This window comes from Serratia sp. 121840015-1 (assembly GCF_053627655.1).
Map to the genome: position 1 here is coordinate 89,874 of NZ_JBSEYF010000003.1, position 26,000 is coordinate 115,873.

The 26,000-nt window shown below is 62.0% G+C and carries 27 protein-coding genes; 23 read left to right on the forward strand and 4 right to left on the reverse strand.

The window, feature by feature from the left end; all coding sequences use genetic code 11:
• Window positions 1-301: 301 nt before the first annotated feature.
• Both ACUXAC_RS16720 and ACUXAC_RS16725 read left to right on the forward strand, forming a co-directional pair.
• Entirely contained in the window at window positions 302-586 is a 285-nt protein-coding gene (locus tag ACUXAC_RS16720) for a YdgH/BhsA/McbA-like domain containing protein (RefSeq protein WP_187322062.1), read from the forward strand.
• Window positions 587-826: 240 nt separating this feature from the next.
• Window positions 827-1,384 carry a class I SAM-dependent methyltransferase gene (locus tag ACUXAC_RS16725; protein WP_060423257.1) on the forward strand — a complete coding sequence of 186 codons (558 nt, stop codon included), beginning with the start codon at window positions 827-829 and terminating at the stop codon, window positions 1,382-1,384.
• Here ACUXAC_RS16725 and ACUXAC_RS16730 read toward each other — a convergent pair whose 3' ends face one another.
• A complete protein-coding gene (locus tag ACUXAC_RS16730; protein WP_089185551.1) occupies window positions 1,385-1,846 on the reverse strand; it encodes a GNAT family N-acetyltransferase in 462 nt (153 codons plus the stop codon). It lies immediately after the preceding gene.
• Window positions 1,847-2,060: 214 nt separating this feature from the next.
• Between ACUXAC_RS16730 and ACUXAC_RS16735 the strand changes: the two genes are divergently transcribed.
• From ACUXAC_RS16735 to aroL, 4 genes are all read left to right on the forward strand, one after another.
• Window positions 2,061-3,176 carry an ABC transporter substrate-binding protein gene (locus ACUXAC_RS16735; RefSeq protein WP_089185552.1) on the forward strand — a complete coding sequence of 372 codons (1,116 nt, stop codon included), beginning with the start codon at window positions 2,061-2,063 and terminating at the stop codon, window positions 3,174-3,176.
• Window positions 3,169-5,292 (forward strand): TonB-dependent siderophore receptor, encoded by a 2,124-nt coding sequence (locus ACUXAC_RS16740; protein ID WP_060440598.1) that lies wholly within the window; start codon window positions 3,169-3,171, stop codon window positions 5,290-5,292. Before ACUXAC_RS16735 ends, ACUXAC_RS16740 begins: the two co-directional genes overlap by 8 nt.
• 53 nt (window positions 5,293-5,345) lie before the next feature.
• Entirely contained in the window at window positions 5,346-5,864 is a 519-nt protein-coding gene (locus ACUXAC_RS16745) for a GNAT family N-acetyltransferase (RefSeq protein WP_147839372.1), read from the forward strand.
• Window positions 5,865-5,973: 109 nt separating this feature from the next.
• A complete protein-coding gene (gene aroL / locus ACUXAC_RS16750) occupies window positions 5,974-6,498 on the forward strand; it encodes a shikimate kinase AroL (RefSeq protein WP_147839373.1) in 525 nt (174 codons plus the stop codon).
• 36 nt (window positions 6,499-6,534) lie between these two features.
• Here aroL and ACUXAC_RS16755 read toward each other — a convergent pair whose 3' ends face one another.
• The gene (locus ACUXAC_RS16755; RefSeq protein WP_193158707.1) at window positions 6,535-7,278 is read right to left on the reverse strand and encodes a helix-turn-helix domain-containing protein; all 744 of its coding nucleotides are present in this window, start codon (window positions 7,276-7,278) and stop codon (window positions 6,535-6,537) included.
• Between the two features lie 96 nt (window positions 7,279-7,374).
• Between ACUXAC_RS16755 and ACUXAC_RS16760 the strand changes: the two genes are divergently transcribed.
• The 14 genes from ACUXAC_RS16760 to ppnP all read left to right on the forward strand — a co-directional run bounded on the left by ACUXAC_RS16760 (window position 7,375) and on the right by ppnP (window position 22,127).
• On the forward strand, window positions 7,375-7,779 hold the full coding sequence (locus ACUXAC_RS16760) for a nuclear transport factor 2 family protein (protein WP_169318091.1): 405 nt from the start codon (window positions 7,375-7,377) through the stop codon (window positions 7,777-7,779).
• A gap of 47 nt (window positions 7,780-7,826) precedes the next feature.
• Window positions 7,827-8,027 carry a YaiA family protein gene (locus ACUXAC_RS16765; RefSeq protein ID WP_046688340.1) on the forward strand — a complete coding sequence of 67 codons (201 nt, stop codon included), beginning with the start codon at window positions 7,827-7,829 and terminating at the stop codon, window positions 8,025-8,027.
• Window positions 8,028-8,171: 144 nt separating this feature from the next.
• Window positions 8,172-8,672 carry an RNA polymerase sigma factor gene (locus ACUXAC_RS16770; protein WP_060423284.1) on the forward strand — a complete coding sequence of 167 codons (501 nt, stop codon included), beginning with the start codon at window positions 8,172-8,174 and terminating at the stop codon, window positions 8,670-8,672.
• A gap of 76 nt (window positions 8,673-8,748) precedes the next feature.
• Window positions 8,749-9,702, forward strand: coding sequence for a FecR family protein (locus tag ACUXAC_RS16775; RefSeq protein ID WP_454266788.1), 954 nt, complete (start codon window positions 8,749-8,751; stop codon window positions 9,700-9,702).
• Between the two features lie 156 nt (window positions 9,703-9,858).
• A complete protein-coding gene (locus ACUXAC_RS16780) occupies window positions 9,859-12,558 on the forward strand; it encodes a TonB-dependent receptor (RefSeq protein ID WP_387443404.1) in 2,700 nt (899 codons plus the stop codon).
• 78 nt (window positions 12,559-12,636) lie between these two features.
• Window positions 12,637-13,203: a heme acquisition protein HasA gene (locus ACUXAC_RS16785; protein WP_033642038.1), complete on the forward strand. Its 567-nt coding sequence runs from the start codon at window positions 12,637-12,639 to the stop codon at window positions 13,201-13,203.
• A 72-nt stretch (window positions 13,204-13,275) separates the two neighbouring features.
• On the forward strand, window positions 13,276-15,054 hold the full coding sequence (locus ACUXAC_RS16790; RefSeq protein ID WP_387443407.1) for a type I secretion system permease/ATPase: 1,779 nt from the start codon (window positions 13,276-13,278) through the stop codon (window positions 15,052-15,054).
• Window positions 15,051-16,382 carry an HlyD family type I secretion periplasmic adaptor subunit gene (locus tag ACUXAC_RS16795; protein ID WP_060423298.1) on the forward strand — a complete coding sequence of 444 codons (1,332 nt, stop codon included), beginning with the start codon at window positions 15,051-15,053 and terminating at the stop codon, window positions 16,380-16,382. The genes ACUXAC_RS16790 and ACUXAC_RS16795 overlap by 4 nt, the downstream gene beginning before the upstream one ends.
• Window positions 16,383-16,384: 2 nt before the next feature.
• Window positions 16,385-17,176 carry an energy transducer TonB gene (locus ACUXAC_RS16800; RefSeq protein ID WP_060440590.1) on the forward strand — a complete coding sequence of 264 codons (792 nt, stop codon included), beginning with the start codon at window positions 16,385-16,387 and terminating at the stop codon, window positions 17,174-17,176.
• Between the two features lie 253 nt (window positions 17,177-17,429).
• Window positions 17,430-18,203, forward strand: a complete 774-nt coding sequence (locus ACUXAC_RS16805; protein ID WP_060423304.1) for an IclR family transcriptional regulator — start codon at window positions 17,430-17,432, stop codon at window positions 18,201-18,203.
• Between the two features lie 219 nt (window positions 18,204-18,422).
• Entirely contained in the window at window positions 18,423-19,979 is a 1,557-nt protein-coding gene (locus ACUXAC_RS16810; RefSeq protein WP_387443412.1) for an OPT/YSL family transporter, read from the forward strand.
• A 34-nt stretch (window positions 19,980-20,013) separates the two neighbouring features.
• Entirely contained in the window at window positions 20,014-20,943 is a 930-nt protein-coding gene (locus tag ACUXAC_RS16815) for a DUF1177 domain-containing protein (RefSeq protein ID WP_387443413.1), read from the forward strand.
• A gap of 4 nt (window positions 20,944-20,947) precedes the next feature.
• Window positions 20,948-21,625, forward strand: coding sequence for an AroM family protein (locus ACUXAC_RS16820; protein WP_197862280.1), 678 nt, complete (start codon window positions 20,948-20,950; stop codon window positions 21,623-21,625).
• Window positions 21,626-21,836: 211 nt separating this feature from the next.
• Window positions 21,837-22,127, forward strand: coding sequence for a pyrimidine/purine nucleoside phosphorylase (gene ppnP, locus ACUXAC_RS16825; RefSeq protein WP_004940463.1), 291 nt, complete (start codon window positions 21,837-21,839; stop codon window positions 22,125-22,127).
• Window positions 22,128-22,192: 65 nt separating this feature from the next.
• Here the strand turns inward: ppnP and rdgC are convergent, their stop codons facing one another.
• Window positions 22,193-23,104 carry a recombination-associated protein RdgC gene (rdgC, locus tag ACUXAC_RS16830; protein ID WP_004940461.1) on the reverse strand — a complete coding sequence of 304 codons (912 nt, stop codon included), beginning with the start codon at window positions 23,102-23,104 and terminating at the stop codon, window positions 22,193-22,195.
• 216 nt (window positions 23,105-23,320) lie between these two features.
• On the opposite strand from rdgC, the gene mak reads away from it, so the two are divergent.
• From mak to ACUXAC_RS16845, 3 genes are all read left to right on the forward strand, one after another.
• Window positions 23,321-24,235 (forward strand): fructokinase, encoded by a 915-nt coding sequence (gene mak, locus ACUXAC_RS16835; RefSeq protein ID WP_421115127.1) that lies wholly within the window; start codon window positions 23,321-23,323, stop codon window positions 24,233-24,235.
• 102 nt (window positions 24,236-24,337) lie between these two features.
• A complete protein-coding gene (locus tag ACUXAC_RS16840) occupies window positions 24,338-24,571 on the forward strand; it encodes a type II toxin-antitoxin system Phd/YefM family antitoxin (RefSeq protein ID WP_107227174.1) in 234 nt (77 codons plus the stop codon).
• Entirely contained in the window at window positions 24,568-24,954 is a 387-nt protein-coding gene (locus tag ACUXAC_RS16845; protein ID WP_038873221.1) for a type II toxin-antitoxin system VapC family toxin, read from the forward strand. Before ACUXAC_RS16840 ends, ACUXAC_RS16845 begins: the two co-directional genes overlap by 4 nt.
• On the opposite strand, the gene licT is transcribed toward ACUXAC_RS16845, so the two are convergent.
• Window positions 24,951-25,799, reverse strand: a complete 849-nt coding sequence (licT, locus tag ACUXAC_RS16850; protein ID WP_049270780.1) for a BglG family transcription antiterminator LicT — start codon at window positions 25,797-25,799, stop codon at window positions 24,951-24,953. The two genes, ACUXAC_RS16845 and licT, sit on opposite strands and share 4 nt — an antisense overlap.
• Between the last annotated feature and the right edge of the window lie 201 nt (window positions 25,800-26,000).

Sequence of the window (26,000 nt, forward strand, 5' to 3'; positions counted from 1 at the left end):
TTCCTTAAAAGGGTAAGCCACAAAATCAGCGTAGCTCAGCGCGCCCCGGCGGGTAAAAAATCTTAAATAGCGGCGGCGCGCGTTCTTTCTTTCGCCCCGTCTTTAATTGTTCATCAAATAGGGGTAAGGTGAACCCTATAAAGTCATTTCCGCCTTAAAATACACACTCGCTCTCACTTCCTCCTTATTCTCCTCACAATGATTGATGTTCTTTACGTTGCATGACGTCCGTTTTCATTGGCTAGCGGATAATTAACATCACTGACAACGAGCTAATAAACAAGAACACCTGGAGTCAATCATGAAACTTAGCCCAAGCATCGCAGCAGTATTGATCGCCGCCGCTTCCTTCTCCACTTTCGCCGCGCCGCTGTCGTCGGTGAAACAGGTCAACAGCGAACAGGCCGCCAATCTGCAAAGCCTCGGCGTGGTGTCGGTTTCCGGCATTAGCGGCTCACCGCATGACGCCATTCACGCCCTGAAAGAAAAAGCCGCGGCGGACGGCGCCGGCCATTACCGCATTATCGGTCTGGACACCCCCGGGGATTCCAGCAACTGGCGCGGCAATGCGGAAATTTATCGCTAAGCGTTGGCTTTTTACCCTCTGGCCACGGCAACGTGGCCAATAAAATAAACGGTCGTAATAATTATCTGATAGGGCGCGCGTGGGCGGCTTATTTTCAGGTCATTATTACGGCCGTTTTTCATTTTTCCACTGCGGCTGAGGTTGCATTTTATTACAACTGTGTCCGCCGCTTTCGGAATCATGTTAATGAATACTTAAGAAATTCGGCTCACATTGAGGGCTTAACCCAAGGAGGCCTCAATGTTAAATGCGACCCGGCTGCAACTGATGAATCACTTCGCTTACCTGCAGCAATTTATGGCTTCACCGCGCACCGTCGGTACGCTGGCGCCTTCTTCCCCGTGGCTGTGCCAGGCGATGCTGAACCAGGTTGAATGGACCCGGGCGCTGTCGATCGCGGAGCTGGGCGCGGCGGACGGCGTATTGACCAAACGCATTCTGGGGCGGATGCGCGCCGATGCGGCGCTAGAGGCTTTCGAGATCCAACCGCATTTCGTGCATCGGCTGCGGGGGATAGACGATCGGCGGCTGCAGGTGATGGCCCATTCGGCGACACAAATGGCCACGGATTATGACGTGGTGTTTTCCTGCCTGCCGCTGCTGTCGATCCCGGTCAGGATCAGCGTGCGCATCCTTCAGCAGGCCCGGCAGCGGCTGCTGGCGCGCAACGGCACGCTGGTGCTGTTCCAATACAGCCACCTGTCGGAAAAATTGCTGTCCCGCTATTTTCACTGGAAGCGCCTGCGGGTGGTGCGCAATTTCCCGCCAGCGCTGGTGTATGTCTGTACGCCGCGTTAACTACAGCGTTTTCACCATCACCACCACGTCTTCGTCATACTGCCGCCGGCGCTCCAGAGGTTGCCAACCCCAGCCGGCGTACAGCGCTTCCGATTTGTCGGTGATGAGATGCAAAATCGAATGATGGCGCTGCCGCGCCGCTTCGACGATCGCCATCTCCAGGCGGTGGGCAATGCCCTTGCGGCGGTGATCGGGATGCACGAAGACGCCGGCCAGCCACGGGGTGAGATCCTGGCGCTGATGATCGTCGCTGGGCCACAGGCTGGCCATGCCCACCGGGCGATCGCCGTCGATCATCATCAGCGTCAGGTGATCGCCGCTTGGCCGGCTGCATTGGGCGAAGCGCAGCTGGGTGCGCTCCAGCGTGCCGCCGCGTTGTGAACCCCACTGGCCGAAGGCCCAGGCGGCGCACACATCGGCAAACTGCGGGCACTCCGACAGCGGAATAATGCGTTGATCCATGGATGTCTCCCTATTTTGGTGGTTTCCGCTCTATTTAACCGATTTCCCCGCCATTTTTTTAACTTTTTAAAGCCGCTCTTTTAGCGGTTTCGCCATGTTTCGCCGCGCGCCCGGCGCCGTTTCCCGGATTTCTTTTGGCAATCGCCGTGCAGGATTGCAAGTGCTAATGAGAGTGATTATCATGCGCACACTATTTCCCCGTGTCGGCTTAATCATGCGCAATTCCCTCATTTTACTGCTGCTTTCCCTGTGCTTCGGCGTGTTCTCCGCTCAGGCGAAGACGGTGACCGATATCACCGGCCGCCAGGTCGTGGTGCCGGACAACCCGCAGCGCATCGTGGTGGGGGAAAGCCGCATGCTGTATACGCTGGCGCTGCTGGAGCCGGGCAACCCGGCGCAGCGCATCGTCGGCTGGCCGGCGGATCTGGCGCGGTTCGATGCGCAAAGCTGGCAGCTCTATACGCAGAAGTTCCCGCAGATCGCCGCGATCCCCATTATCAGCGGCAATAATTTCCGCCAGGTCAATATTGAAAGCCTGCTGCAGCTGAAGCCGGATCTGGTGATCCTGGCGCGCTACGCGCGTGAAGACGGCGATAACGATCTGCTGGTTTCCGCGCTGAACAAGGCCGGCGTGGCGGTAATCTACGTCGATCTGCGCATCGATCTGCTGAACAACACCGTGCCGAGCGTGCGGCTGCTGGGCGAAGTGCTCAATCGCCAGCAGCGCGCTGAGCAGTTTATCGCGTTTTATCAGCAGCATATGGCTGTGATTCAGCAGCGGCTGGCGGGCTATCAGGGGCCGAAGCCCAAAGTGATGCTGCACCTGCATCTGGGGCGGCGTGACACCTGCTGCACCACCGCCGCGCACGGCAACCTCGGCGATCTGCTGAGCTTCGCCGGCGGCGACAACATCGCCAACGCCAGCGTCAAAGGGGTGTACGGTGAGCTGAACCCGGAAACCATTCTGAGCGCCAATCCCGACGTTTACCTCGCCACCGGCATGGCCGGGCCGCAGGGCAAGCGGCTATCCGATCTGCGCCTCGGGCCGCAGGTCAGCCAACAGGACGCCGCCGACAGCTTCCGCCGGCTGATCGCCACACAGCCGATGCTGGCCAGCCTGCAGGCGGTGAAGCATCACCGCGCCTGGAGCGTCTGGCACAACTTTTACCTCAGCCCGTACCACGTGGTGCTGGTCGAGATGTTCGCCAAAGCGTTTTACCCGGATCTGTTCGCCGACATTAACCCGCAGCAGACCTTCCAACAGCTGTATCAGCAGTTTTTGCCGTTACCTTTTTCAGGGACCTATTGGAGTCAGTTAGATAATGAATAACAACAAGCGCGGCTGGTGGTGCGCATTGCCTTTGGCGGCCTGCGCGACATCGCCGACGTGGGCGGCGGATAAAGCCGCGCCGCAGGAAGAGAGCCTGGTCGTGGTCGGCCGCAAAGATGCCGACGGCGTGCAGAGCTATCAGCCGTTGACCAGCGTCACCGGCACCCGCAGCGAAACCAACCTGCTGAACGTGCCGCAGGCGATCGACGTGGTGCCGCAGCAGGTGATTACCGATCAGGCGGTCAGCAGCCTGGACGAAGCGCTGTACAACGTCAGCGGCATTACCCAGGCCAACACGCTGGGCGGCACCCAAGACGCGGTCATGAAACGCGGCTTCGGCGACAACCGCGACGGCTCCATTCTGCGCGACGGCGTGCGCTCGGTGCAGGCGCGCAACTTTACGCCGACCACCGAGCGGGTGGAGGTGCTCAAGGGGCCGGCCTCGATGCTGTACGGCATGGGCGAGCCGGGCGGGATGATCAACATGATCACCAAAAAGCCCCAGCTGCAGCAGCATACCCACGTGGAAGGCTGGGGCAGCAGCTTCAACGGCGGCGGCGGCCAGCTCGACGTTACCGGGCCGCTCGGCACGTCGGGGTTTGCCTATCGCATGATCGTCGATCACGATGAAACCGATTACTGGCGCAACTTTGGCCGCAATCGCCAGACGGTGATCGCGCCGTCGTTGATGTGGTACGGCGAGAACACCACCGTGCGCTTGGCCTATGAACATATGGAATATCTGGTGCCGTTCGATCGCGGCACCATTATCGATTCGCGCACCGGCAAACCGGTGAATACGCCGCGCGATCGCCGTTTCGACGAAGCCTATAATGCCACCCGCGGCGATCAGGACAGCATTACCCTGCAGATCGATCAGACGCTCAACGAGCGCTGGAAAAGCTCACTGACCTACGCCTACAGCCGCAACAGCTACAGCGACAACCAGGCGCGCGCCACGGCGCTGAACCCGGTGACCGGCGTTTTGAGCCGCCAGGCCGACTCGACTGCCAACGCCGTCAGCCACGCCAACGCGGTACAGCTGACGCTCAATGGCGACGTGGACTGGGGCAGCATCAACCACCAGATGCTGTTCGGCTTCGATTTTGAAGATAACCGTACCTTCCGCGGCGACATGATCCGCGGCAAAAAGAACAGCGATTTCAATATCTATCATCCGGTATACGGCCTGATGCCGCCGTCGACGGCGGTCAGCGCCAAAGACAGCGACCAGCGGGAAAACCTCACCAGCTACGGTTGGTTTATGCAGGACTCCATCCAGCTAACCGATAAATGGCTGGTGATGGGCGGGCTGCGTTACGACGCTTTCGACGTCTATGCCGGCAAGGGGCGGCCGTTCCAGGCCAATACCGACAGCTCGGACAGCAAGCTGGTGCCGCGCGCCGGGGTGGTGTACAAGCTGACGCCTTATGTGTCGCTGTACAGCAGCTATACCGAGTCGTTCAAGCCGAACTCTTCCATCGCCACCCAAATTGGTTCGCTGCCGCCGGAGCAGGGCAAGTCGTGGGAAGTCGGCGGCAAGCTGGCGTTGCCGAACGGCGTCACCGGCACGCTGGCGCTGTTCGACATCACCAAGCGCAACGTGATGGTCAATGAGCTGGTGGAGGGCGAAACCGTGACGCGCACCGCCGGGCGCGTGCGTTCGCAGGGCGTGGAGCTGGACGTAGCCGGTAACCTCACCGATTCGCTGAGCCTGATCGGCTCCTATGCGTATACCGACGCGCGGGTGGTGGACGATCCGGACAACAAGGGGAAAGAGATGACCAACGTGGCGCGCCACACCGCCTCGCTGTTCCTGACCCAGAACCTGGGCAGCCCGGGCTTCTACAGCGGCGATGAGGTGCGCATTGGCGCCGGTGCGCGCTACGTAGGACGCCGCCCGGGTGACGCCGCCAACAGCTTCTCCCTGGATAATTACACCGTTGCCGATGCGTTCGCCGCTTACACCATGCCGATCAACGGCTATCGGGTGAAATGGCAGCTGAACGTGAAGAACCTGTTCGATAAAACCTACTACCCGTCCAGCGGCGGTAATTTGCGCGTGGCGGTGGGGGAACCGCGTGAGGTGGTGCTGCGCGGCAGTATCGATTTCTAAGCTACGGGCGGTGAAATTTGCTTAAATAACCGCCCCAACGTTAAGGAGAACCCATGAGCCTGCAGATTCGTTTGGCGCAGCAGCGGGATATCGTGCATCTGATGGCGGTTGAACGTTCGGCGGCGCAGCTGTTTCGCCAGCAGCCGGAATGGCGCTTTATCGCCGAAGGCGAGGTGATGGCCCCGCAGCAGCATGCCGCGTTTATTGCCGAACGCCGTGAATGGCTGGCGGAAAGCGACAACGGCGAGTGCGCCGGTTTTATCGCCGTGCAGGTTCAGGGGGGCGATTGGCACATCGCCGAATTGTCGGTCGCCGGCACCTGGCAGCGGCAGGGCGTCGGCCGTCGCCTGATCGGCGCGGTGGCGGAAGAGGCCAAACGGCAGGGCGCTGGCCGCCTGACGCTCACTACCTTCATTGAGGTGCCGTGGAATGCGCCTTACTACCGGCGGCTGGGATTCCGGCCGCTCGACGACGCGCGGCTCACGGCTGCCCTGCGGCGGCATCTGGATGAGGATCTGGCGCACGGCTTTGCCGTCGGCAGTCGCTGTGCCATGGAATTTACACTATCGTAAATATTGAAATACAGAGCGGGCAGGGTATGATGCTGCCACCACGCCATCGCACCCGCTCGGTATTTTGGTATGCAATGCACTCAAGTCACCGCATAAGGGACAACCCGTAATGACACAAACCCTGTTCATGATAGGCGCTCGCGGAGCCGGCAAGACGACGGTAGGCAGCGCATTGGCGCTGGCGTTGGGCTATCAGTTCGTCGATACCGATCTGTTTATGCAGCAGGCGGCGCAGATGAGCGTGGCGGAAATGGTTGAGTGCGAGGGCTGGCTGGGGTTCCGCCGCCGCGAGACCATCGCGTTGCAAACCGTGACCAAGCCGTCAACTATAGTTGCCACCGGCGGCGGGGCGATCCTGGCGGAGGAGAACCGTCAGTTTATGCGTCAACATGGCACCGTTATCTACCTGCGCGCGCCGGCCAGCGTGTTGGCGCGGCGGTTGGAAGAGTTCCCGGAAGATGCGCAGCGCCCGACGCTCACCGGCAGGCCGATCGCCGAGGAGATGCTCGAGGTGCTGGCGGCGCGCGAAGCGCTGTATCAGGACGCCGCGCATTACGTGATAGACGGCGCCGCCGATCCGCAGCGGGTGGTGGAACAAATCCTCGCGGTGCTGCCGCGTGAGACGGTGAAGTAACCCTTTCTTCTCTTCGGGCGCTGGGCGCCCGTTTTCTTATTCCGTTTGCCGAGCCGGCGCAAAGTACGCCCCGGGCGTGACGCCGAAGCGGCGGCGAAAGGCGGCGATATAGGCGCTGACGTTGTCATAGCCACAGGCGTCGGCCACCTCGCTGACCGCTTCGCCGCGTGATAATCCCTCCAGTGAACGCAATACCCGCGCCTGCTGGCGCCACAGCGCGAAGCTGATGCCGGTTTCCTGCAGAAAACGGCGGCTCAGGGTGCGCGGGCTGAGCCCGGCCCAGGCGGCCCAGTCGCGCTGGCTGCGCAGGCTGGCGGGATCGTTCAGCAGCGCCCGGGCGATGTTCAGCAACCGGGCGTCCTGCGGCAGCGGCAATTGCAAAGGGGCGCGGCTTGCCGCGTGCATTTCGTCCAGCAGCACCTGCAGCAGCCGCCGTTGCGGCGCACTCAGCGGGCCGGCGGGGAACTGCGCGATGCGCTCTACCAGGGCCTGCAACAGCGCAGAGGCCGTGAACAGCTGCGGCTGCGGCGGCATCTCCGGCACGCTTTCCACCGGCAGATACAGACTCCAGCCTGCCACGTCGCCGCAGGCCAGCGCCTGATGGGCGCATCCCGGCGGCAGCCAGCCCAGCGTACCGCCGGCGATCGCCCATTGCCGGCCCGGGAGTTCCATGGCCAGCATGCCGCGCGTCAAGAGATAGATCTGGCCGCCTTCGTGCCGGTGCCAGGGCGTCAGGTGCTTTTTTTCATGCTGAAGGCGTTGGCTGCGGATCTGCGTCATGTTGGCCGTTTAACGTTATTGAAAGTCTTGATGTAGTTATTATGCCATCGCCGGACCGGGATAGGATCGTCGTTCACCCTATTTCGGAGAAACGTGATGACTCAACTTACCCCACTGGATCTGGTACTCGATACGCTGCAGCAGGTCGTCGCCAGCCCGGAACATCGCCCGGCGCAGATCGCCGCCCGCTTCAGCGTGGGCTACCGCCAGCAGGTGGATGGCAAGGCGCTGAACTTCGAGCAGTTTGAGCAACATATGGCGCTGCTGAAGCGGCAAACCCGCCGCATGACGCTGAGCGTGATCGCGGCGGCGGAGCAGGGCGAGGCGGTGCTGACCCACCATCTGGTCGAGCTGGAAAAGCGCGATGGTTCCTGCAGCCGCGTGCGGGTGCTGGCGCACTTCACCGTGCGTGAGGGCCGCATTTGCGCCTGTGACGAACTGACCGAGCTGTTGGCGGGCTCCCCCGGCGATCGCGATCTTGGCTCGCGCGTGTCGGAATGAGGGCGGCTGCTATACTTGCTACTGTGTGAAACACACGGGAGAACGGCATGCGCGAAAATGATCAACCTGCTTATCCACGGAGCGCCCGCGTCGTAGAGGTGTTTCGGGGCGACCCGAGCCTGCATCTGCGCCGTTTTGAAGTGCGCACCGACGACATTGAGCCGAATACGCTGCTCAGTGAACATGAAACCGAGCAGGAAGCGCTCGACGCCAAGCATCGCTATGAGGACGAGGCGTTAGAGCTCTGACCTGCAGCCCAGCGGAAACCGGCGTCAGGCCGGTTTCCTGTTTATCCCCGCCTTAGCACATATTTCCTAGAACAATATTGATAATGATAATCATTTATGTGATTTTTATCGCCCCTATTGGGTGTTTCACTTCTGGGAAAAGAGATGTCCAATTCCGAGTTGCAGGCGCTGTTTCTGCGCCACATGCGGCCGCTGCAAACTTATTTGAACGCTAAACTGCGCGACCCTCAGCTGGCCGCGGATTTGGCGCAGGAAAGTTTTACCCGCCTTACCGAGCAATACCCGCAGGGTAACATTCTCGATATTGAGGCCTACCTGTATAAAACCGCCAAAAACCTGATGCTCGACCATCTGCGCCAGCAGCAGCGGCGGCAGACCGAAGCGGTAGAAGACGACATTCTGGCGCAGTATCCCTCCGGCGAACCGGCGCTTGAACAACTGGCGATCGATAGCCAACTGCTGCAGCTGTTGCAACAGGCGTTGGCGGGCATGCCGTCGCGCACGCAGCAGATTTTCCGCCTTAACCGGCTCGATGGCCTGACCCAGGCGCAGGTGGCGGCGCAGCTGGGCGTGTCGCTCAGCACGGTGGAAAAACACCTGGCCAGCGCGCTCGAGCGGCTGATGGCGCGTATGGAAGAACAATAATGGCAATTTTTTTACGGGTTTATCCGCCCTCAGACGTCTTAACCTATAACCAGAAAAAACAGGGGGCTACGTCATCATGAAACCGCTAACCGCGCAGGCGCGACAGCAGGCGGCCGCCTGGGCCGTACGCCTGGCCGAAGGGGCGCTGCCCGCCGAACGGCGGCAAGCGCTGGACGCCTGGCTGGCCGATGATCCGCAGCATCCGGCGGCGCTGCGTCAGGCGCGCCAGCTTTGGGCGACGCTGGGGCAGCTGCCGCCAGAGCAGCGGCAGGCCTTACAGCCGCAGGTGGCGGCGCTGAAAACGCCCTCTCGCCATCGATGGCCACGCTGGGCGGTGGAGGCGGCGGTGGCGATCGCCGTTTCCTTCGGCGTTTATCGCGGGCCGGATCTGTGGATAGGCATGCAGGCGGATTATCAAACCGTTCGCGGCGAAGTGCGCGAAGTTGCGTTGCCGGACGGCAGCCGGGTGGCGCTGGACAGCGGCAGCGCGATCGCGCTGGCGTATTCTGCAGACGAGCGCAAGGTGCGATTGCTGCGCGGCACCGCCTATTTTATCGTCGCGCCGCTGGGCGGGGCGGAACGTCGCCCGTTCAGGGTGGAGGCGGAAAATGGCGTCACGCAGGCGCTGGGCACCGAGTTCAGCGTAGCGCGCACCGAGCAGGGCGTGGATGTCAGCGTGCATCAGCACAGTGTGCGGGTGACGCTCGAGCGCGGCGAGCGCTCGCTGGTGGTCGCGCAACGTCAGGCGGCGCATTACCGCAGCGGCCTGCTGTGGCTGACGCGGCAAGCGGCCGGTGATGACGCCTGGCGGCGCGGCTGGCTGGTGATCGACCGCCAACCGCTGGCGCAGGCGCTCGCGCAGCTCAATCGCTATCGCGAAACCCGCATCGTGGCGGTCAACCCCGCGCTAAGAGCACGCACGGTGAGTGGCGTGTTCGCGCTCAATAAACTCGATGACGGCGTCGGCGCCATTCGTCAGGAACTCTCCGCCCGTCAGCTGAATCTCCCCGGCATCACGCTGCTGTACTGAGCGGCAAAGGCGGGCCGGGATGCCCGTTTCGCCGCTATTTTCACTTTCTGTAAAAAATCTTTACGGGTTTTTGCCTCCCGGAACGTCCTTATGTTTAAACGAGATTGATTTCCATTATCACTTGGTTTGGCATTCTTTCGGGTGGAACACACACGCATGTTTATTCACAAGGGAACCACGCCGGCCGGCCGATTGGCCACGGCGCTACGCGCCGCGCTGGCGGCGATGATGCTGACTCAGCCGGCGGTGGCGCTCGCCGCCCAGGCTGACGCGAGCAGCGCGCAGGCCGCACAGCAAAAGCATTTCAACATTGCGGCGCAGCCGCTGCAGAGCGCCATGTTGCGCTTCGCCGAGCAGGCCGATATGCAGGTATTTTTCGACGAGGTGAAGCTCGACGGCATGCAGGCGGCAGCGCTGAACGGCAGCATGAGCGTCGAACAGGGCCTGCGGCGCTTGATTGGCGACAATCCGGTGGCTTTCCGCCTGCAGCCGCAGGGGCAGATCGTATTGAGCCGGCTGCCGACGGCAAACGGCGACGGCGGTGCGCTGGCGCTGGATAGCCTGACGGTGCTGGGCGCCGGCGGCATCAACGCCAACGATTGGGTTTACGACGAACCGCGCTCGGTCAGCGTCATCAGCCGCGAACAGATGGATAACCGCCCGGCGCGACACGCGGCCGATATTCTGGAGCAGACGACGGGGGCCTATTCCAGCGTCAGCCAGCAAGATCCGGCGCTGTCGGTCAACATCCGCGGCATACAAGACTATGGCCGGGTGAACATGAACATCGACGGCATGCGGCAGAATTTTCAAAAGAGCGGCCATGGCCAGCGTAACGGCACCATGTACATCGATTCCGAGCTGCTGTCCGGCGTGACCATCGACAAGGGCACCTCCGGCGGCATGGGCAGCGCCGGTACGCTCGGCGGTATCGCCACCTTCAATACCGTCAGCGCGAGCGATTTCCTGGCGCCGGGCAAAGAGCTGGGCGGCAAGCTGCACGCCAGCACCGGCGATAACGGCACCCACTTCATCGGCAGCGGCATACTGGCATTGGGCAACGAAACCGGCGATATCCTGCTGGCCGCCAGTGAACGCCACCTCGGCGACTATTGGCCCGGCAACAAGGGCGATATCGGCAACATTCGCATCAATAACGACACCGGCAATTACGATCGCTACGCCGAGAGCATCAAGAACAACAAAATCCCCGACACAAATTACCGCATGCACTCGCGGCTGGCCAAGGTGGGCTGGAACCTGCCCGCCAATCAGCGCCTGCAGCTGAGCTATCTGCAGACCCAAACCGCGTCGCCGATCGCCGGCACCTTGACCAACCTGGGCACCCGCCCGCCCTATGAACTGGGCTGGAAGCGCACCGGTTACAGCGACGTGATGGCGCGCAATGCGGCGTTCGACTACAGCCTGGCGCCGGAAGGCGTCAACTGGCTCGATTTTCAGGCCAAGCTTTATTACGTCGATACTCAGGACGACAGCGACACCTACAGCACCAGCTCGCTGCTGGACAACGGCTACGCGACGCGCACTCGTCTGCGTACCTATGGCGCGCAGGCGCAAAACACCTCGCGCTTCAGCCTGGCGCCGGGGCACGACTTCCGCGCCAACTACGGGCTGGAGTTCTATTACGACAAAGCGACCAGCGACTCTTCCCGTCAGGGCATGGAAGGGGTGACGCCGGCCGGCAACCGTTCGGTAGCCAGCCTGTTCGCCAACCTGACCTACGACTACGACGGCTGGCTGACGCTGGAGGGCGGGCTGCGTTACGACCGCTATCGCCTGCGCGGCCAGACCGGCCTGAGCTATCCGGATTTGGCTAAGGATGGGCAACGCTACACGATTGATAATCCTTGCAAAGCGCTGCGTCTGACCGGCTGTTCAACCACCACCCGCGAGGATTGGGCGGTTGACCGCGATCAGGGCAAACTGTCGCCGACGCTGGCGGTGGCGGTGCGCCCCGGCGTGGAGTGGCTGGAGCTGTATTCCACCTACGGCAAATCCTGGCGGCCGCCGGCGATCACCGAAACGCTGACCAACGGCAGCGCGCACAGTTCTTCCACGCAATACCCTAACCCGTTCCTGCAGCCCGAGCGCTCGCGCGCCTGGGAAGTCGGGTTCAACGTGCAGCAGCCGGATCTGTGGTTTGAGGGCGATCGGCTGGTGGCCAAGGTGGCCTACTTCGACACCAAAGTGGATAACTACATCAACCTGGCGATAGACCGCAATAAACCGGGGCTGGTGCAGCCGAGCATCGGCAATGCCGCTTACGTCAACAACCTGTCGAAAACCCGCTTCCGCGGGCTGGAGTATCAGCTCAACTATGACGCCGGGGTGTTCTACGCCGACCTGACCTACACCCACATGATCGGCAAAAACGAGTTCTGCTCGAACAAAGCCTGGCTGGGAGGGCGTCTGCGCTACGGCGACGGTTCGCGCCGCGGCAACTTCTATGTTGAACCGGATGCCGCGTCCAATGATGCCGTCACGTGCGACGGCGGCTCGCAGTTCGGCACCGCTGCCTATCTGCCGGGCGATCGCGGCTCGGTGACGCTGGGCGGCCGCGCCTTCGATCGCAAGCTGGACGCCGGGGTGACCGTGCGCTTCGCGCCGGGCTATCAGGACAGCTCGGTGCCGTCCAACTACCCGTACCTGGCCGACTGGCCGAAGTACACCCTGTTCGATCTGTACGCCAGCTACAAGCTGACCGACAGCCTGACGCTGCGCGGCTCGGTGGAGAACCTGACCAACCGCGCCTACGTCGTCAGCTACGGCGAGACGCTGGCCAACACGCTGGGGCGTGGCCGCACCGTGCAGGGCGGGGTGGAATACCGTTTTTAAGCAGTAAAAGGGCGTTGCTCATTCTTGAGCACAAGGGCGGCCTCGCAAGGGGCGCCATTCATCAATGGAGATAGAGAAATGGCATTTTCAGTCAACTATGACAGCAGCTTCGGCAGCTACAGCATCCATAACTATCTGAACGAGTGGGCGTCGTCATTTGGCGATATCAACCACACCAACGGTAACGTCACCGACTCCAACAGCGGCGGCTTCTATGGCGGCAGCCTGTCCGGCAGCCAATACGCCGTGACCAGCACCGCCAACAACGTTACCTCGTTCGTGGCGGGCGGCAACCTGACCTACACCTTGTTCAATGCCCCGGCGCACACCCTGTACGGCCAGCTGGATTCGCTGTCGTTCGGCGACGGCCTGAACGGCGGCGGCTCCACGCCTTACAACATCCAGGTGCCTGACGTCAGCTTCGGCGGCCTGAACCTCAGCAGCCTGCAGGCGCAGGGCCACGATGGCGTGGTACACCAGGTGGTGTACGGCCTGATGTCCGGCGATACCGGCGCGCTGGAAACCGCGCTGAACGGCATCCTCGACGACTACGGCCTGAGCGTCAATTCCACCTTCGATCAGGTGGCGGCGGCGACGGCGGTGGGCGTGCAGCATGCCGACAGCCCGGAACTGCTGGCGGCCTGATCGCGGCCGTTTGCCCGCCGGTGCCGCGCGCCCCGGCGGGCATTTTCTCGTTTTTAGCCGATGGAAAACGCCATGAAAAACGCCGTCAGGCGCGGAGAAGTGATGAGCGTGCTGGCCGCATACCGGCGCGGATTTTGGGGCATCGCGCTGTTTACTGCGGTGATCAACCTGCTGATGCTGGCCCCGGCGCTGTACATGTTGCAGGTCTACGATCGCGTGTTGCCGTCGGGCAACCGCATGACGCTGGCGATGCTGACCCTGATGGTGGTCGGCCTTTACCTGTTTATGGGGCTGCTGGAGTGGGTGCGCAGTCAGGTGGTGATCCGCCTCGGCGCCCAGATGGATATGCGCCTGAATCAGCGGGTCTACGACGCCGCCTTCGAAACCAATCTGAAAACCGGCAACCCGCTGGCGGGGCAGGCGCTGAACGATCTGACCAACCTGCGCCAGTTCGCCACCGGCAATGCGCTGTTCGCCTTTTTCGATGCCCCCTGGTTCCCGGTTTATCTGCTGGTGGTTTTTCTGCTCCACCCCTGGCTTGGCGCGTTGGCCAGCGCCGGAGTGATCGTGCTGGTGCTGCTGGCCTGGCTCAACCAGCGGGTGTCGCAGGCGCCGCTCGCGGAGGCCGGCCGGGTCGCGCTGAGCGCCACGCAGCAGGCCAACGGCAACCTGCGCAATGCGGAGGCCATCGCCGCCATGGGGATGCTGACCGATTTACGCCTGCGCTGGCTACGGCAGCATCAGCAGTTCCTGCTGTTGCAGAACCGCGCCAGCGAGAAAATCGCCGCCGTCACCGCCTGGTCGAAAACCGTGCGGCTGGCGCTGCAGTCGCTGATGTTGGGCTGCGGGGCGCTGCTGGCGATCAACGGCGACATTACGCCGGGCATGATGATCGCCGGATCGATCCTGATTGGCAGGGTGCTGGGGCCGATCGATCAGCTGATCGGCGCCTGGAAGCAGTGGTCGTCGGCGCGCCAGTCCCTGCAGCGGCTGGAGGTGATGCTGGCCGCCAACCCGCCGCAGGCGGCGAGCCTGCCGCTGCCGGCGCCCAGCGGCGCATTGGCCGTGAATCAGCTGACCGCCGCTGCGCCCGGGGGGAGCGTACCGGTGTTGCACGGCGTCAGTTTTCGTCTGGAGGCCGGCGAGGTGCTGGGCGTCATTGGCGCATCCGGCTCCGGCAAAACGCTGCTGATGCGCCAACTGGTCGGCGCGCTGACGCCGCTCAGCGGCGACGTGCGGCTGGACGGCGCGGATCTCCGGCAGTGGGACAAACAGCAGCTGGGGCCGCATATCGGCTATCTGCCGCAGGATATCCAGCTGTTCGCCGGTACGCTGACGGAAAACATCGCCCGCTTTGGCCAGGTTGACGCCGAGAAGGTGGTGGCCGCCGCCGCGCTGGCCGGCGTGCACCAATTGATCCTGCATTTGCCCAAAGGGTATGAAACCGAGCTGGGCGAGAGCGGCAGCGGCCTGTCCGGCGGCCAGCGTCAGCGGGTGGCGCTGGCGCGCGCGCTGTATGGCTCTCCGGCGTTGGTGGTGCTGGATGAACCGAATGCCAACCTCGATCGTGAAGGGGAAGAGGCGCTGCAGCGGGCGATCGAAGCGCTGAAGGCGCGCGGCACCACCAGCGTGTTGGTGACTCATAAACCGGCGATCCTGGCGACGACCGACAAATTGCTGGTGCTGGCTGCCGGTCAGGTGCAGCACTTCGGCCCCAGCGACGCCATCCTGAAGAAACTGCCTGGTTTTACGCCCGCTGCCGTACCGGCCAATGCCGGCCGCAGCAGCGGCGGTTTCAACGTCAACTACGCCAACTTTGCCAAAACGGCCAGCGGTGAACGAAAAGTATGAGCAATCAGAGTGTGATCCCCGGCGATATCGACGCCCTTTCCCGACAGTTCGACGAAGGGCGTCATCTGCGGCTCGGCAGCTGGCTGGTGCTGCTGGGATTTGGCGGCTTCCTGCTGTGGGGGCTGTTGGCACCGTTGGATAAGGGCGTGCCGGTTTCCGGCAGCGTGGTGGTGGCCGGTAACCGCAAGGCGGTACAGCACCCGAGCGGCGGCGTGGTGTCGCAAATTCAGGTGCATGAGGGGGATCGGGTCCGCGCCGGGCAGGTGCTGTTGCTGATGGATACCGTCGACAGCCGCACCCAGCGCGATGCGCTGCGCAGCCAGCAGTTGAGCAACGCCGCGCAGCGGGCGCGGCTGCAGGCCGAGCGCGACGGCCTGCAGGCGATCGTTTTCCCCGCGTTGTTGCAAGCGCGGCGGGAGGAGCCGGAGGTGATGTCGTTGATGCTGTTGCAACAGCAGCTGTTCACCAGCCGCCGTGCGGCGTTGCAGAGCGAGCTGGCGGCGATCGCGGAGAGCATCGCCGGATCGCAGGCGATGCTGGAGGGGATCCGGCAGTCTTACGCCAGCAAACAGCGGCAAAAGGCCATGTTGCAGGAGCAGCTGGGCGGCATGCGCAAGCTGGCGGCGCAGGGGTATGTGGCGCGCAACCGGCTGCTGGATCTGGAAGGGCAGTATGCGCAGATCGACGGCCAGGCGTCCGAGGACACGGGCAATATCGGCCGCCTGGGGCGCCAGATCCTGGAGCTGAAGCTGCGGGCGATCCAGCGGCGGGAAGAGTATCAGAAAGAGGTCAGCAGCCAGCTGGCCGAGGTGCGGATGAAGCTGGACGAACTGGATAACCGCCTGGCCAAGGCAGAGGCCGATCTGGGCCATACGCAGGTGAAAGCGCCGGTGGCGGGCACCGTGGTGGGGCTGAGCGTGTTCACCGAAGGCGGCGTGATCGGCGCCGGTCAGCAGCTGATGGAGATCGTGCCCAGCGATCGGGGGCTGCAGGTAGAGGCGCGTATTCCGGTCGAGCTGATCGACAAGGTGCAGGTGGGCTTGCCGGTCGAGCTGTTGTTCTCGGCGTTTAACCAAAGCACCACACCGCGCGTTGAGGGCGAAGTGACGCTGGTCGGGGCCGATCGCCTGACCGACGAGAAAAGCGGTGCGCCCTATTACAGCGTGCGCGCCAAGGTCAGCGAAGCGGGTCTGCAGCGGTTGAACGGGTTGGAGATCCGCCCGGGGATGCCGGTCGAAGGGTTCATCCGCACCGGCGAGCGTTCGATGATGAACTACCTGTTCAAACCGCTGACCGATCGCCTTCATCTGGCGCTGACGGAAGAGTGAGCATGTCGGTTTCTCCACTGCCTTTCGCCGCGCCCGGCGCCGCTATGCCCTGGCGCCGTTGCCTGGTGCTGGTGCTGGCGCTGCACCTGCTGGCCGCGGCGCTGCTCTGGCCCTGGCGAGACAAGGCCGCGCCGCCGTGGGTGCCGCCGCCGGCGGTCATGGTGGTGATGGCCGCCGCACCGCAGGCCCCGGCCGAGGTAAAACAACCGCCGGGAGAAAGGACGCCGCCGCCTCAGGTTGAACCGCCGGCGCCGCCGGAACCCTTGCCGACGGTGAAGGTGCCTGAAGCCGTACGGCCGAACATCGCCGTAGCGCCGAAGCAGAAAAAACCGCCCAAGCCGGTGAAGAAAACCCTCCCGCCACGCACGCCGCCGCAGGAGAAAACGATCGCGCCGCCGAAGGTTCAGGAGCAAAGCGTCGGCGCGCCGCCGCCGGGCCGGGCGGATAAAACGGCCGCGCCGCAGACCCGCCTGACGCCCTATGCGCAGGCGGGGGAGGATAGCTGGCGCAGCCGTATCAACAGCCGCCTTAATCGCTTTAAGCGTTACCCCAAAGACGCATTGCGGCTGAAGCGCCAGGGCGTCGGGCAGGTGCGTTTCACGTTGGACAGGCAGGGCCATGTGCTGGCGGTGACGCTGGTCAGCAGCGCCGGGCTGCCGTCGCTGGATCGCGAAATCCAGGCGCTGGTCAAGCGCGCTTCGCCGTTGCCTACGCCGCCGGCGGATGCTTACGTCAACGGCACGGTGGAATTGACGTTGCCGATCGATTTCAGTTTGCGCGGCGCGGGTTTTTGAGCCGCGACAATATCTCCTCCTGATAAACTCATTTTTCAGCAGCTTGTCCTGCCATTCATTATTTTCGAAGCGTATCGTTATTTTATTTGGCGCGGATAAGTTGGCGTTCTGCGAGATATTTTCATTTAAAAAGCACGAATGCCTTTTATTTCGCGGCTGACAAAAAATAAACAGCTTGACGCTGAGGAGTTCGGGTTCTAGTTTTTAATTATAAAACAGGAACTGAGTTCCATATAATGGAACAAGGCGGATCATGACAACGCTGGAAAATGCCGCTGCGGTATTAAAACTCTTTTCTCAACAACGCGTGATGCATGGCCAGCCGGGCATTGCATTCAGCGACGTGGTGGGCCAACTGGCGTTGCCGAAAAGCACGGTATCGCGCCTGCTGCAGACCATGGAAAATCAGGGCATGCTGGAGCGCGATCCTGATAGCCGGCGTTACCGCATCGGCGCGCTGTTGCTGGCGGCATCCAGCCACTACCTGTCGATGCCGCTGGTGGACAGCCTGGCGGCCAGTATGGCGCAGCTGTGCCGCCAGACGGCCTGTACCGGCTACCTTTCGATATTGGAAGGGCAGGAAATCATGGTGATGCGCATGTTCCCCGGCCGCCACTTTTTGCAGGTGGTGACTCCGGCGGGTTACCGTTCACCGGCGGCGGAAACCTCGGTCGGCCGGGCGATATTGGCGCGTGAAAGCGACGAGCAGGTTCGGGCGCGTTACGCCGGCGGTTACCGGGCGACTTCGCCCAATGCGCCGCAAACGTTGGATGCGCTGTTGCAGAAGTTGCAGCAGGTGAGGCGTGAGGGATGGTCGCTGGCGCGCAATGAAACCCTGAACAGCATCAGTTCGCTGGCGACCGCGCTGGTGAACAAGCACGGCAGCGAGACGGTGGGGTTGTGCCTGTCCTTCCCCTCGCAGGGCGAGGAGCAGCCGTTTGTACCGGAAGTCCTGGCTGAATTAATCGCAGTCAGCCGCCAACTGGCGGAAAAATATGGCGATGATTATTGGCAGCAGATCAAATAACGCGCCTGAGCTATCGTGTTGCATCATAATTAACGAGCGCCGACACCAGGGAACTCATTAATTATATTTCACCGTATTTTATTGGTGATAAATAGATAGGGTAAATAAGAAAATAATCACGTTATGACGCCGGCAGTTCCAAATAATGGAACTGCCGCGGCGAGCTATCGCCTGGCGTTATTTCCGCCACGCGGCAGGGAATATTCAGGGAAACCAAGCATGAAATCAAATAATCCGCTAAAAGAGGCCGGCACGCTGTTGGTCATGGCGCTGCTTTCGGTGGTGGGAGCGATCATCGGCGTTCAGCTGATCACCACGCTGGGCGTGACGCCCAACACCTCGATCATCGGTGCGCTGATCGCCATGCTGTTGGCACGTATTCCGCTGCAAATGTTCCAACGCTACCGCTCGGTGCACACCCAGAACCTGGCGCAGACGGTGATCTCCTCCGCCACCTTCGGCGCGGCCAATTGCCTGCTGATGCCGATTGCGGTGCCTTACGTGATGGGGCAACCGCAGCTTATTTTACCGATGTTCTGCGGCGTGGCGGCGGCGATGCTGCTCGACGCCTATCTGCTTTATCGCCTGTTCGATACCAAAGTGTTTCCCGCCGCCAATGCCTGGCCGCCCGGCGTCGCCGCCGCGGAGGCGATTAAAGCCGGCGATCGCGGCGGCAAGCAGGCCTGGCTTTTGGTGGTGGGCGTAGGGGTGGGCATCGCCGGATCAATGCTCAAGATCCCCATGGCGGCCTTCGGCACCGCCTTTATCGGCAATATCTGGGCGCTGAGCATGTTCGGCGTCGGGCTATTGCTGCGGGCTTACGCCGAGCCGGTGGCCGGTTTCGATATCAATGTCCATTTTATTCCGCACGGCGTGATGGTCGGCGCCGGCCTGGTGGCGCTGATCCAGGTTGCGCAGGTGATCCGTAGCCGCCGCGCCGATAGCGCCGGTTATACCCAGCCGGACAGTGCGGTAAGCAAAGCGCTCGGCCTGGGCGCAGTCGGCTACATCGCCATCGCCGCGTTTTTGGCTCTGGTCGGCGGGCTGTTTAGCGAGATGTCGCTGCCGATGTTGGCGCTGTTCGTGATTTACGCGGCGTTCGCCGCTTTCGTTCATGAGCTGATCGTCGGTATCGCCGCCATGCACTCCGGCTGGTTTCCGGCGTTCGCGGTGGCGTTGATCACCCTGATCGTCGGTATCCTGATCGGTTTCCCACCGCTGGCGCTGTGCATCCTGACCGGTTTTACCGCCGCCACCGGGCCGGCTTTCGCCGACATGGGCTTTGATTTGAAAGCCGGCTTCATCCTGCGCGGCTACGGCGAGGATCTGCGGCAGGAGCTGCTGGGGCGCCGCATTCAGCTGTTTGCGGCGCTGATCGCCTTCCTCATCGCCATTCCGGTGGTTTACCTCTCTTATCACAGCTATTTCCTGCAGGACCTGATCCCGCCGGTCGCGCGCGTTTACGCGAAGACCATCGAAGCCGGTGCGCAGCCGGGCATCGCCTGGAGCCTTTTGATCTGGGCGATCCCCGGCGCCGTGGTACAGCTGATCGGCGGCCCTAAGCGCCAGCTCGGCGTGCTGCTGGCGACCGGCCTGCTGATCAACAACGCCTTGGCCGGGTGGGCGGTGCTGGTGGGCATCGCGCTGCGCGTGGCGATCCTGCGCCGTTGGGGCGATCGCGGCCGCACGCCGATGGAGATCATGGCGGCCGGGTTTATCGCCGGCGACGCGCTCTACAACTTCTTCAGCTCGATTTTTTCCAGCAAGGGCAAATAGCCCCTGCCGATGACATTGGTGAGGTAAAACGACCATGAGTTTGCAACAAACGCTGCAGGTTTTTGAATTGATGGATAGCGCATTCGTCAGCGGCCAGGACGTCGTCGATCTGTTTGCGCCTTACCCGGTGATCCGGGCCAGCACCTTGCGCGCCGACGGGCCGAAGGGTGGCACCGATTTCGTGCGCATCGAGATCCCCGGTAGCGCAGGCAAATTCGCTGGCGGTGCGGCGCCGACGCTGGGCATTATCGGCCGCCTGGGCGGCATCGGCGCGCGGCCGACGCGTATCGGGCTGGTGTCCGACGGCGACGGCGCGATCGCTGCCATTGCCGCCGCGCTGAAGCTGGCGGAGATGCAGCGTAAGGGCGATACGCTGCCGGGCGATGTGATCGTCACCACCCATATTTGCCCGAACGCGCCGACCCGCCCGCACGATCCGGTCGATTTTATGGATTCGCCGATCGATGACGTGACGATGAACGATAATGAAGTGGTGCCGGAGGCGGACGCCATCCTGTCGATCGATACCACCAAAGGCAACCGTATCATCAACCACAAAGGCTATGCGCTGTCGCCGACGGTGAAAGAGGGCTACATCCTGCGGGTGGCGGAAGATCTGTTGCGCATCATGGAGATGACCAGCGGCCGCCCGGCGGTGACCTTCCCGATCACCACGCAGGACATCACCCCTTACGGCAACGGCGTGCATCACCTCAACAGCATCCTGCAGCCCTCGACCGCTACTGCGGCGCCGGTGGTTGGCGTGGCGATTTGCAGCGAATCGGTGGTGCCGGGCTGCGGCACCGGCGCCAGCCACGAAACGGACATCGCGCTGGCGGCCAAATTCGCGGTGGAAGTCGCCAAAGAATTCGGCCGCGGCACCTGCCGGTTTTACGATGCCGCCGAATACGGCCAGCTGCTGGCGCTGTACGGCAGCCTGAGCCACCTGCAAAAAAGGAGATAGACCCATGACGGCTTCATTCGCCACGCTGACCCTCGGTCAGGCGCCGCGCAGCGATATCATGCCGCTGCTGTCTGCTTATCTGCCGGCGGAGCGGGTGAGGCACGTCGGTTTGCTGGACGGCCTGGATGCCGGGCAGATCGCCGAGCGTTATGCGCCGCAACAGGGTGATAAGCTGCTGGTGTCGCGCCTGTTGGACGGCACGCAGGTGACGCTCGGTGCCGCTCGCGTCGAAAGCGGGTTGCAGCAGAAGATCCGCGAGCTGGAGGCGGCGGGGTGCCAGGTGATCCTGCTGCTGTGCACCGGCGAATTCGGCCGCTTGCAGGCGGAACAGGCGCTGTTGCTGGAGCCGGACCGCATTATTCCGCCGTTGATCTCCGCGATTGTCGGCGCACACCGCGTCGGCATCGTGGTGCCGATGGCGGAACAGGTTGGGCAGCAGGCGGGTAAATGGCGGCAGCTGGCGACGCCGCCGAGCTATGCCGTCGCCAGCCCCTATCTGGCAGATGAAGCCGCGCTGGAGCTGGCGGCTTGCGCACTGCTGCGGCAGGGGGCGGAGGTGGTGGTGCTCGACTGCATCGGTTATCACCAGCGCCATCGCGCCTTTTTGCAGGCGCGTCTGTCGGTGCCGGTGCTGCTGTCGAACGTACTGGTCGCCAAGCTGGCCGCAGAGTTAATCGACTGATTCAAATAGCGATAAGTCACCGCTCGACGCGGCCTCAGGCGCTTTACGCCCAGGGATCGCCCAGGGCTTCAGCAGCCCTGGCTGCCGGTGAGAGGCCCGGCAGCGTTTTCCTCTGCGCCGCGATCGCATTTCGCGCGAAAAACCAGTGACAGATCAACCGCAATCCCCCAATATGGATTTTCCATCAAGATGATTACGCGGGTGCCAGTCTATGCTGAAAGTGAATGAGTATTTTGCCGGAAAAGTGAAGTCTATCGGTTTTGACAGTAGCAGCATCGGTCTTACCAGCGTGGGCGTGATGGAAGAGGGGGAATACACCTTCTCCACCGCGCAACCGGAAGAAATGACGGTGATCACCGGGGCGCTGAAAGTGCTGCTGCCGGGGGCGCCGGACTGGCAGGTGTTTACGCCGGGCGAGAAGTTCTTCGTGCCGGGGCACAGCGAGTTCAACCTGCAGGTGGCCGATGCGACCGCCTATCTGTGCCGCTACCTGAGCAAATAAATTTTGTTCGTTAGGGGAACGCAGGGCTCAGCGGATGCTGGGCCCTGGTCGTTTCTGCGGCGGGATTAACGCTGGGCTTCGCCGCCGAGCGCTTCGATGGTGTTTTTGATCAACGCCGCCAGCTCGCTGGTCATCAGGATAAAGTCGGCGTCAAAGCGCTGAGCGAAGTCATCGCGATCGATATCGTCGTTCTGCTCGCGCAGCGTGTCGGCGAACTTCAGGCGCTTGAGCGAGCCGTCGTCCGACAGCATCAGCTGAATGCGCTCCTGCCAGTCCACCGCCAGTTTGGTCACCAGCTTGCCGGCTTCGATATGCACCGCGATTTCGTCGCTGATCAGATTCTGTTTCTTGCAGCGGATCACGCCGCCTTCTTCCAGAATCGCTTTCAGTTCCGCTTCATCCTGAATGGCGAAGCCGGCCGGCATCTCGCCGGAACGCACCCATTCGGTCAGCGTCAGTTCGATCGGGCTTTCCATGGTCAGCGGTACCACCGGCAGCGAGCCGAGGCTTTTGCGCAGCAGCGCCAGCGTATCTTCGGCGCGTTTGGCGCTGGCGGCATCGACCATGATCAGATCGTTGACGGTGTCTATCCACATGAAGGTCTGATTGAAGCGGCTGAACGCGCGCGGCAGCAGGCTGTGCAGCACTTCGTCCTTCAGCGCGTCTTTCTCGGTTTTCTTCAGTTTGCGGTGTTGTTCCGCCTCCAGGCGCTCAATCTTGGCCTGCAGCTCTTGCTTGATGACCGGCGACGGCAGGATTTTCTCTTCCTTGCGCGCGCAGATGACGATCTGGCCGTTGACCGCGTGCGTCAGCGCATCGCTGTGCGAGCCCATCGGGGAGACCCAGCCGGTCTTCGCCATGTCCTGGCTGCCGCACGGCGTGAAGGCGAACGCGCTGAGTTGTTTTTCCATTTCATCCGCGTTTAACGCCACTTCGCGGCTCAAACGGTAAACCATCAAATTCTTAAACCACAGCATAATGTTATCCCTGGCTGGGCGTGCGTTCGGCACGCTGATTCGTCAAAAGCAGGGCGGCATGATAACGAATTGACGCTGAAAAATCGCCCCATTCTCTCCGAATTGCGTCGCCGTACGCAGCGGAAAAGGCCTGGCCGGGGAGAGGGAAACAGGTGATTCATCCGCGCGCTTACATTAGGCTGTGGCAACGCTGCGCTGCATCGAGGAGAAAAAAACGTGCGCATTGGCATCGATTTGGGCGGGACAAAAATTGAAGTGATTGCGTTGGCGGACGACGGGCGGGAGCTGTTTCGCCATCGTATCGCCACGCCGCGCCATGACTACGGGCAAACCTTGGCGGCGATCGCCGGGCTGGTGAAACTGGCGGAAGATCATACCGGCGAACAGGGATCGGTCGGGATCGGCATTCCCGGCACGCTGTCGCCGTTTACCGGGCGGGTGAAAAACGCCAACTCGGTATGGCTCAACGGCCAACCGTTGGACAAGGATCTGTCGGTGCTGTTGGCGCGCGAGGTGCGTATCGCCAACGACGCCAACTGCCTGGCGGTGTCGGAAGCCACCGACGGCGCCGGTGCCGGCGCGCAAACCGTGTTTGCGGTCATTATCGGCACCGGCTGCGGCGCCGGCGTGGCGCTGAACGGCCTGGCGCATTCCGGCGGCAATGGCATCGCCGGCGAGTGGGGCCACAACCCGCTGCCGTGGCAGGATGACGATGAGCTGCGCTACGCCCGCGACGTGCCGTGCTACTGCGGTAAGCCGGGCTGCATCGAAACCTTTATTTCCGGCACCGGTTTCGCCACCGACTATGCGCGCCTGAGCGGCAACGCGCTGCAAGGGCACGAGATCATGGCGCTGAGCGAGCGGGGCGATGCGCTGGCGGAGCAGGCGATCGTTCGCTACGAAATGAGGCTGGCGAAAGCGTTGGCGCACGTGATCAACATTCTGGATCCGGACGTGGTGGTGCTCGGCGGCGGCATGAGCAACGTGGATCGCCTGTACCGCACGGTGCCGCAGCGGGTGAAAGATTGGGTGTTCGGCGGCGAATGTGAAACGCCGATCCGCAAGGCGGTTCACGGCGACTCCAGCGGCGTACGCGGTGCGGCCTGGCTGTGGCCGCAACAGCAGCGCTAAGCGTTGCAACAAAGCGCGAGGCTGCTCGCGCTTTAAACCCTTTCCTGTACAAAAACTGGACGGCGCCTTATGCTTTAGCTAACTTAGCTAAGGAGGACGCGTATGCCGATTCAGGCCAATATGCACGAAGCCAAATCCAATCTGAGCCAGTTGGCGGACAGAGCCGCGGAGGGAGAAACCGTGATTATTGCAAAAGCAGGGAAGCCGTACGTACAGCTGGTCGCCATCCAGGGCGAAGCGCGCCGCCCCGGTGCCGCCAAGGGCAAGTTCACCGTACCGGCGGATTTCAACGCGGGGGATGCGGCCATTGCGGCGCTGTTTGAGGGCGATGAATGAAGCGTCTGCTGCTGGATACCCACACATTGCTGTGGTGGCTGATTGATGACGCCTGCCTGGGCGCGAACGCCAAAAGGCAGATCGCCGATCCGGGCAATGCGGTGTACGTCAGCGCGGCCAGCATTTGGGAGATCTCGATCAAACAGGCGCTGGGCAAGCTGGCGCTGCCGGAAGACATCTTTGCGATCATCGAGGCCGAAGATTTTCTGGCGCTGCCGATGGACGCCTTTCACTGCCAACAGGCCGGGCAACTGCCGCCCTATCATCAGGATCCTTTCGATCGCATGCTGATCGCACAGGCGCAGGCCGAAGGCCTGACGCTGATCTCCGCCGACGCGGTGTTTCCGCAGTACGGCGTACGGGTGGCGGACGCCCGCCGTTAAGCCGGTTTTTCCTCGCTTTCGCTGCGCACCCGTTCGATATGAATGGTCAGGAACATCATCTCTTCCGTGGTGAGCTGATGCTGATAGTGCTTTTCGATGTGGCGGTTGATCTTGCCGGCGCAGGCGAATGACTCACGGTATTTCTCTTTCACCACCTGATACAGCGAGTCGTCGTCGCTGTCGACGTAGTTTTTCCCCAGCAGGCGCTGGGCGAAGAATTTCAAATGGGTGACGAAACGGTGGTAGCTCAGGGCTTCCTCGTTGTAATCAAAGCGGAAGTGGTATTTGACCAGGTTGAGGATCTCTTGCATCACGCGGGTGATGTGCAGCGTATTGTGCATCTCGTCGTTAAGCTGGGCGTTGACCAGGTGCAGGGCGATAAATCCGGCTTCGTCTTCCGGCAACGCGGTATCCAGCCGTTGGGCGATCAGGGCCAGCGCCTCCAGGCCGACGGCGAACTCGGCCGGATAGAGCTTTTTAATCTCCCACAGCAACGCATTTTTGATATCCAACCCTTCCGCATGGCGCTGCAGGGCGAAGTGGATATGATCGGTCAGCGTGATGTAGACGATGTTGTGCAACTTGCCCGGCAGCCGTTCGCGGGCGAGGGTAATAATCCTGTCGGCGGTGGTGACGCAGGCCAGCGGGATCTCGGAGAGCAGCTCTTTATAGCGCTCGGCGATTTCGCCGCCGTTATGGGTGAACACCTTTTCGATCAGGCTTTCGTCCAGCGTGTCGCCGGGCTTCTTTTTAAAGCCGATTCCTTTTCCCATTACCACCGTCTCTTCCTGACGGTCGTCCAGCGTAATCACCACGTTATTATTGAGTATTTTAGCGATTTTCATGGTCTTTCCCGGTGTTTCAGCATCCTGAAAACGAAAAAACCTGACGCCCGGAAGCGATCCCGGGCGTCAGGTTTTGCCTGTATTTTATGTTTCTGTCCTGCGGCCTGAGCGGCGGAGGGGATACAGTAACAATCCTGTTATGCCTGCATAATAACCCGTGCTCGCCGCGGCTCAACGCTTTTCACCGCGGAGTGCCGCCGC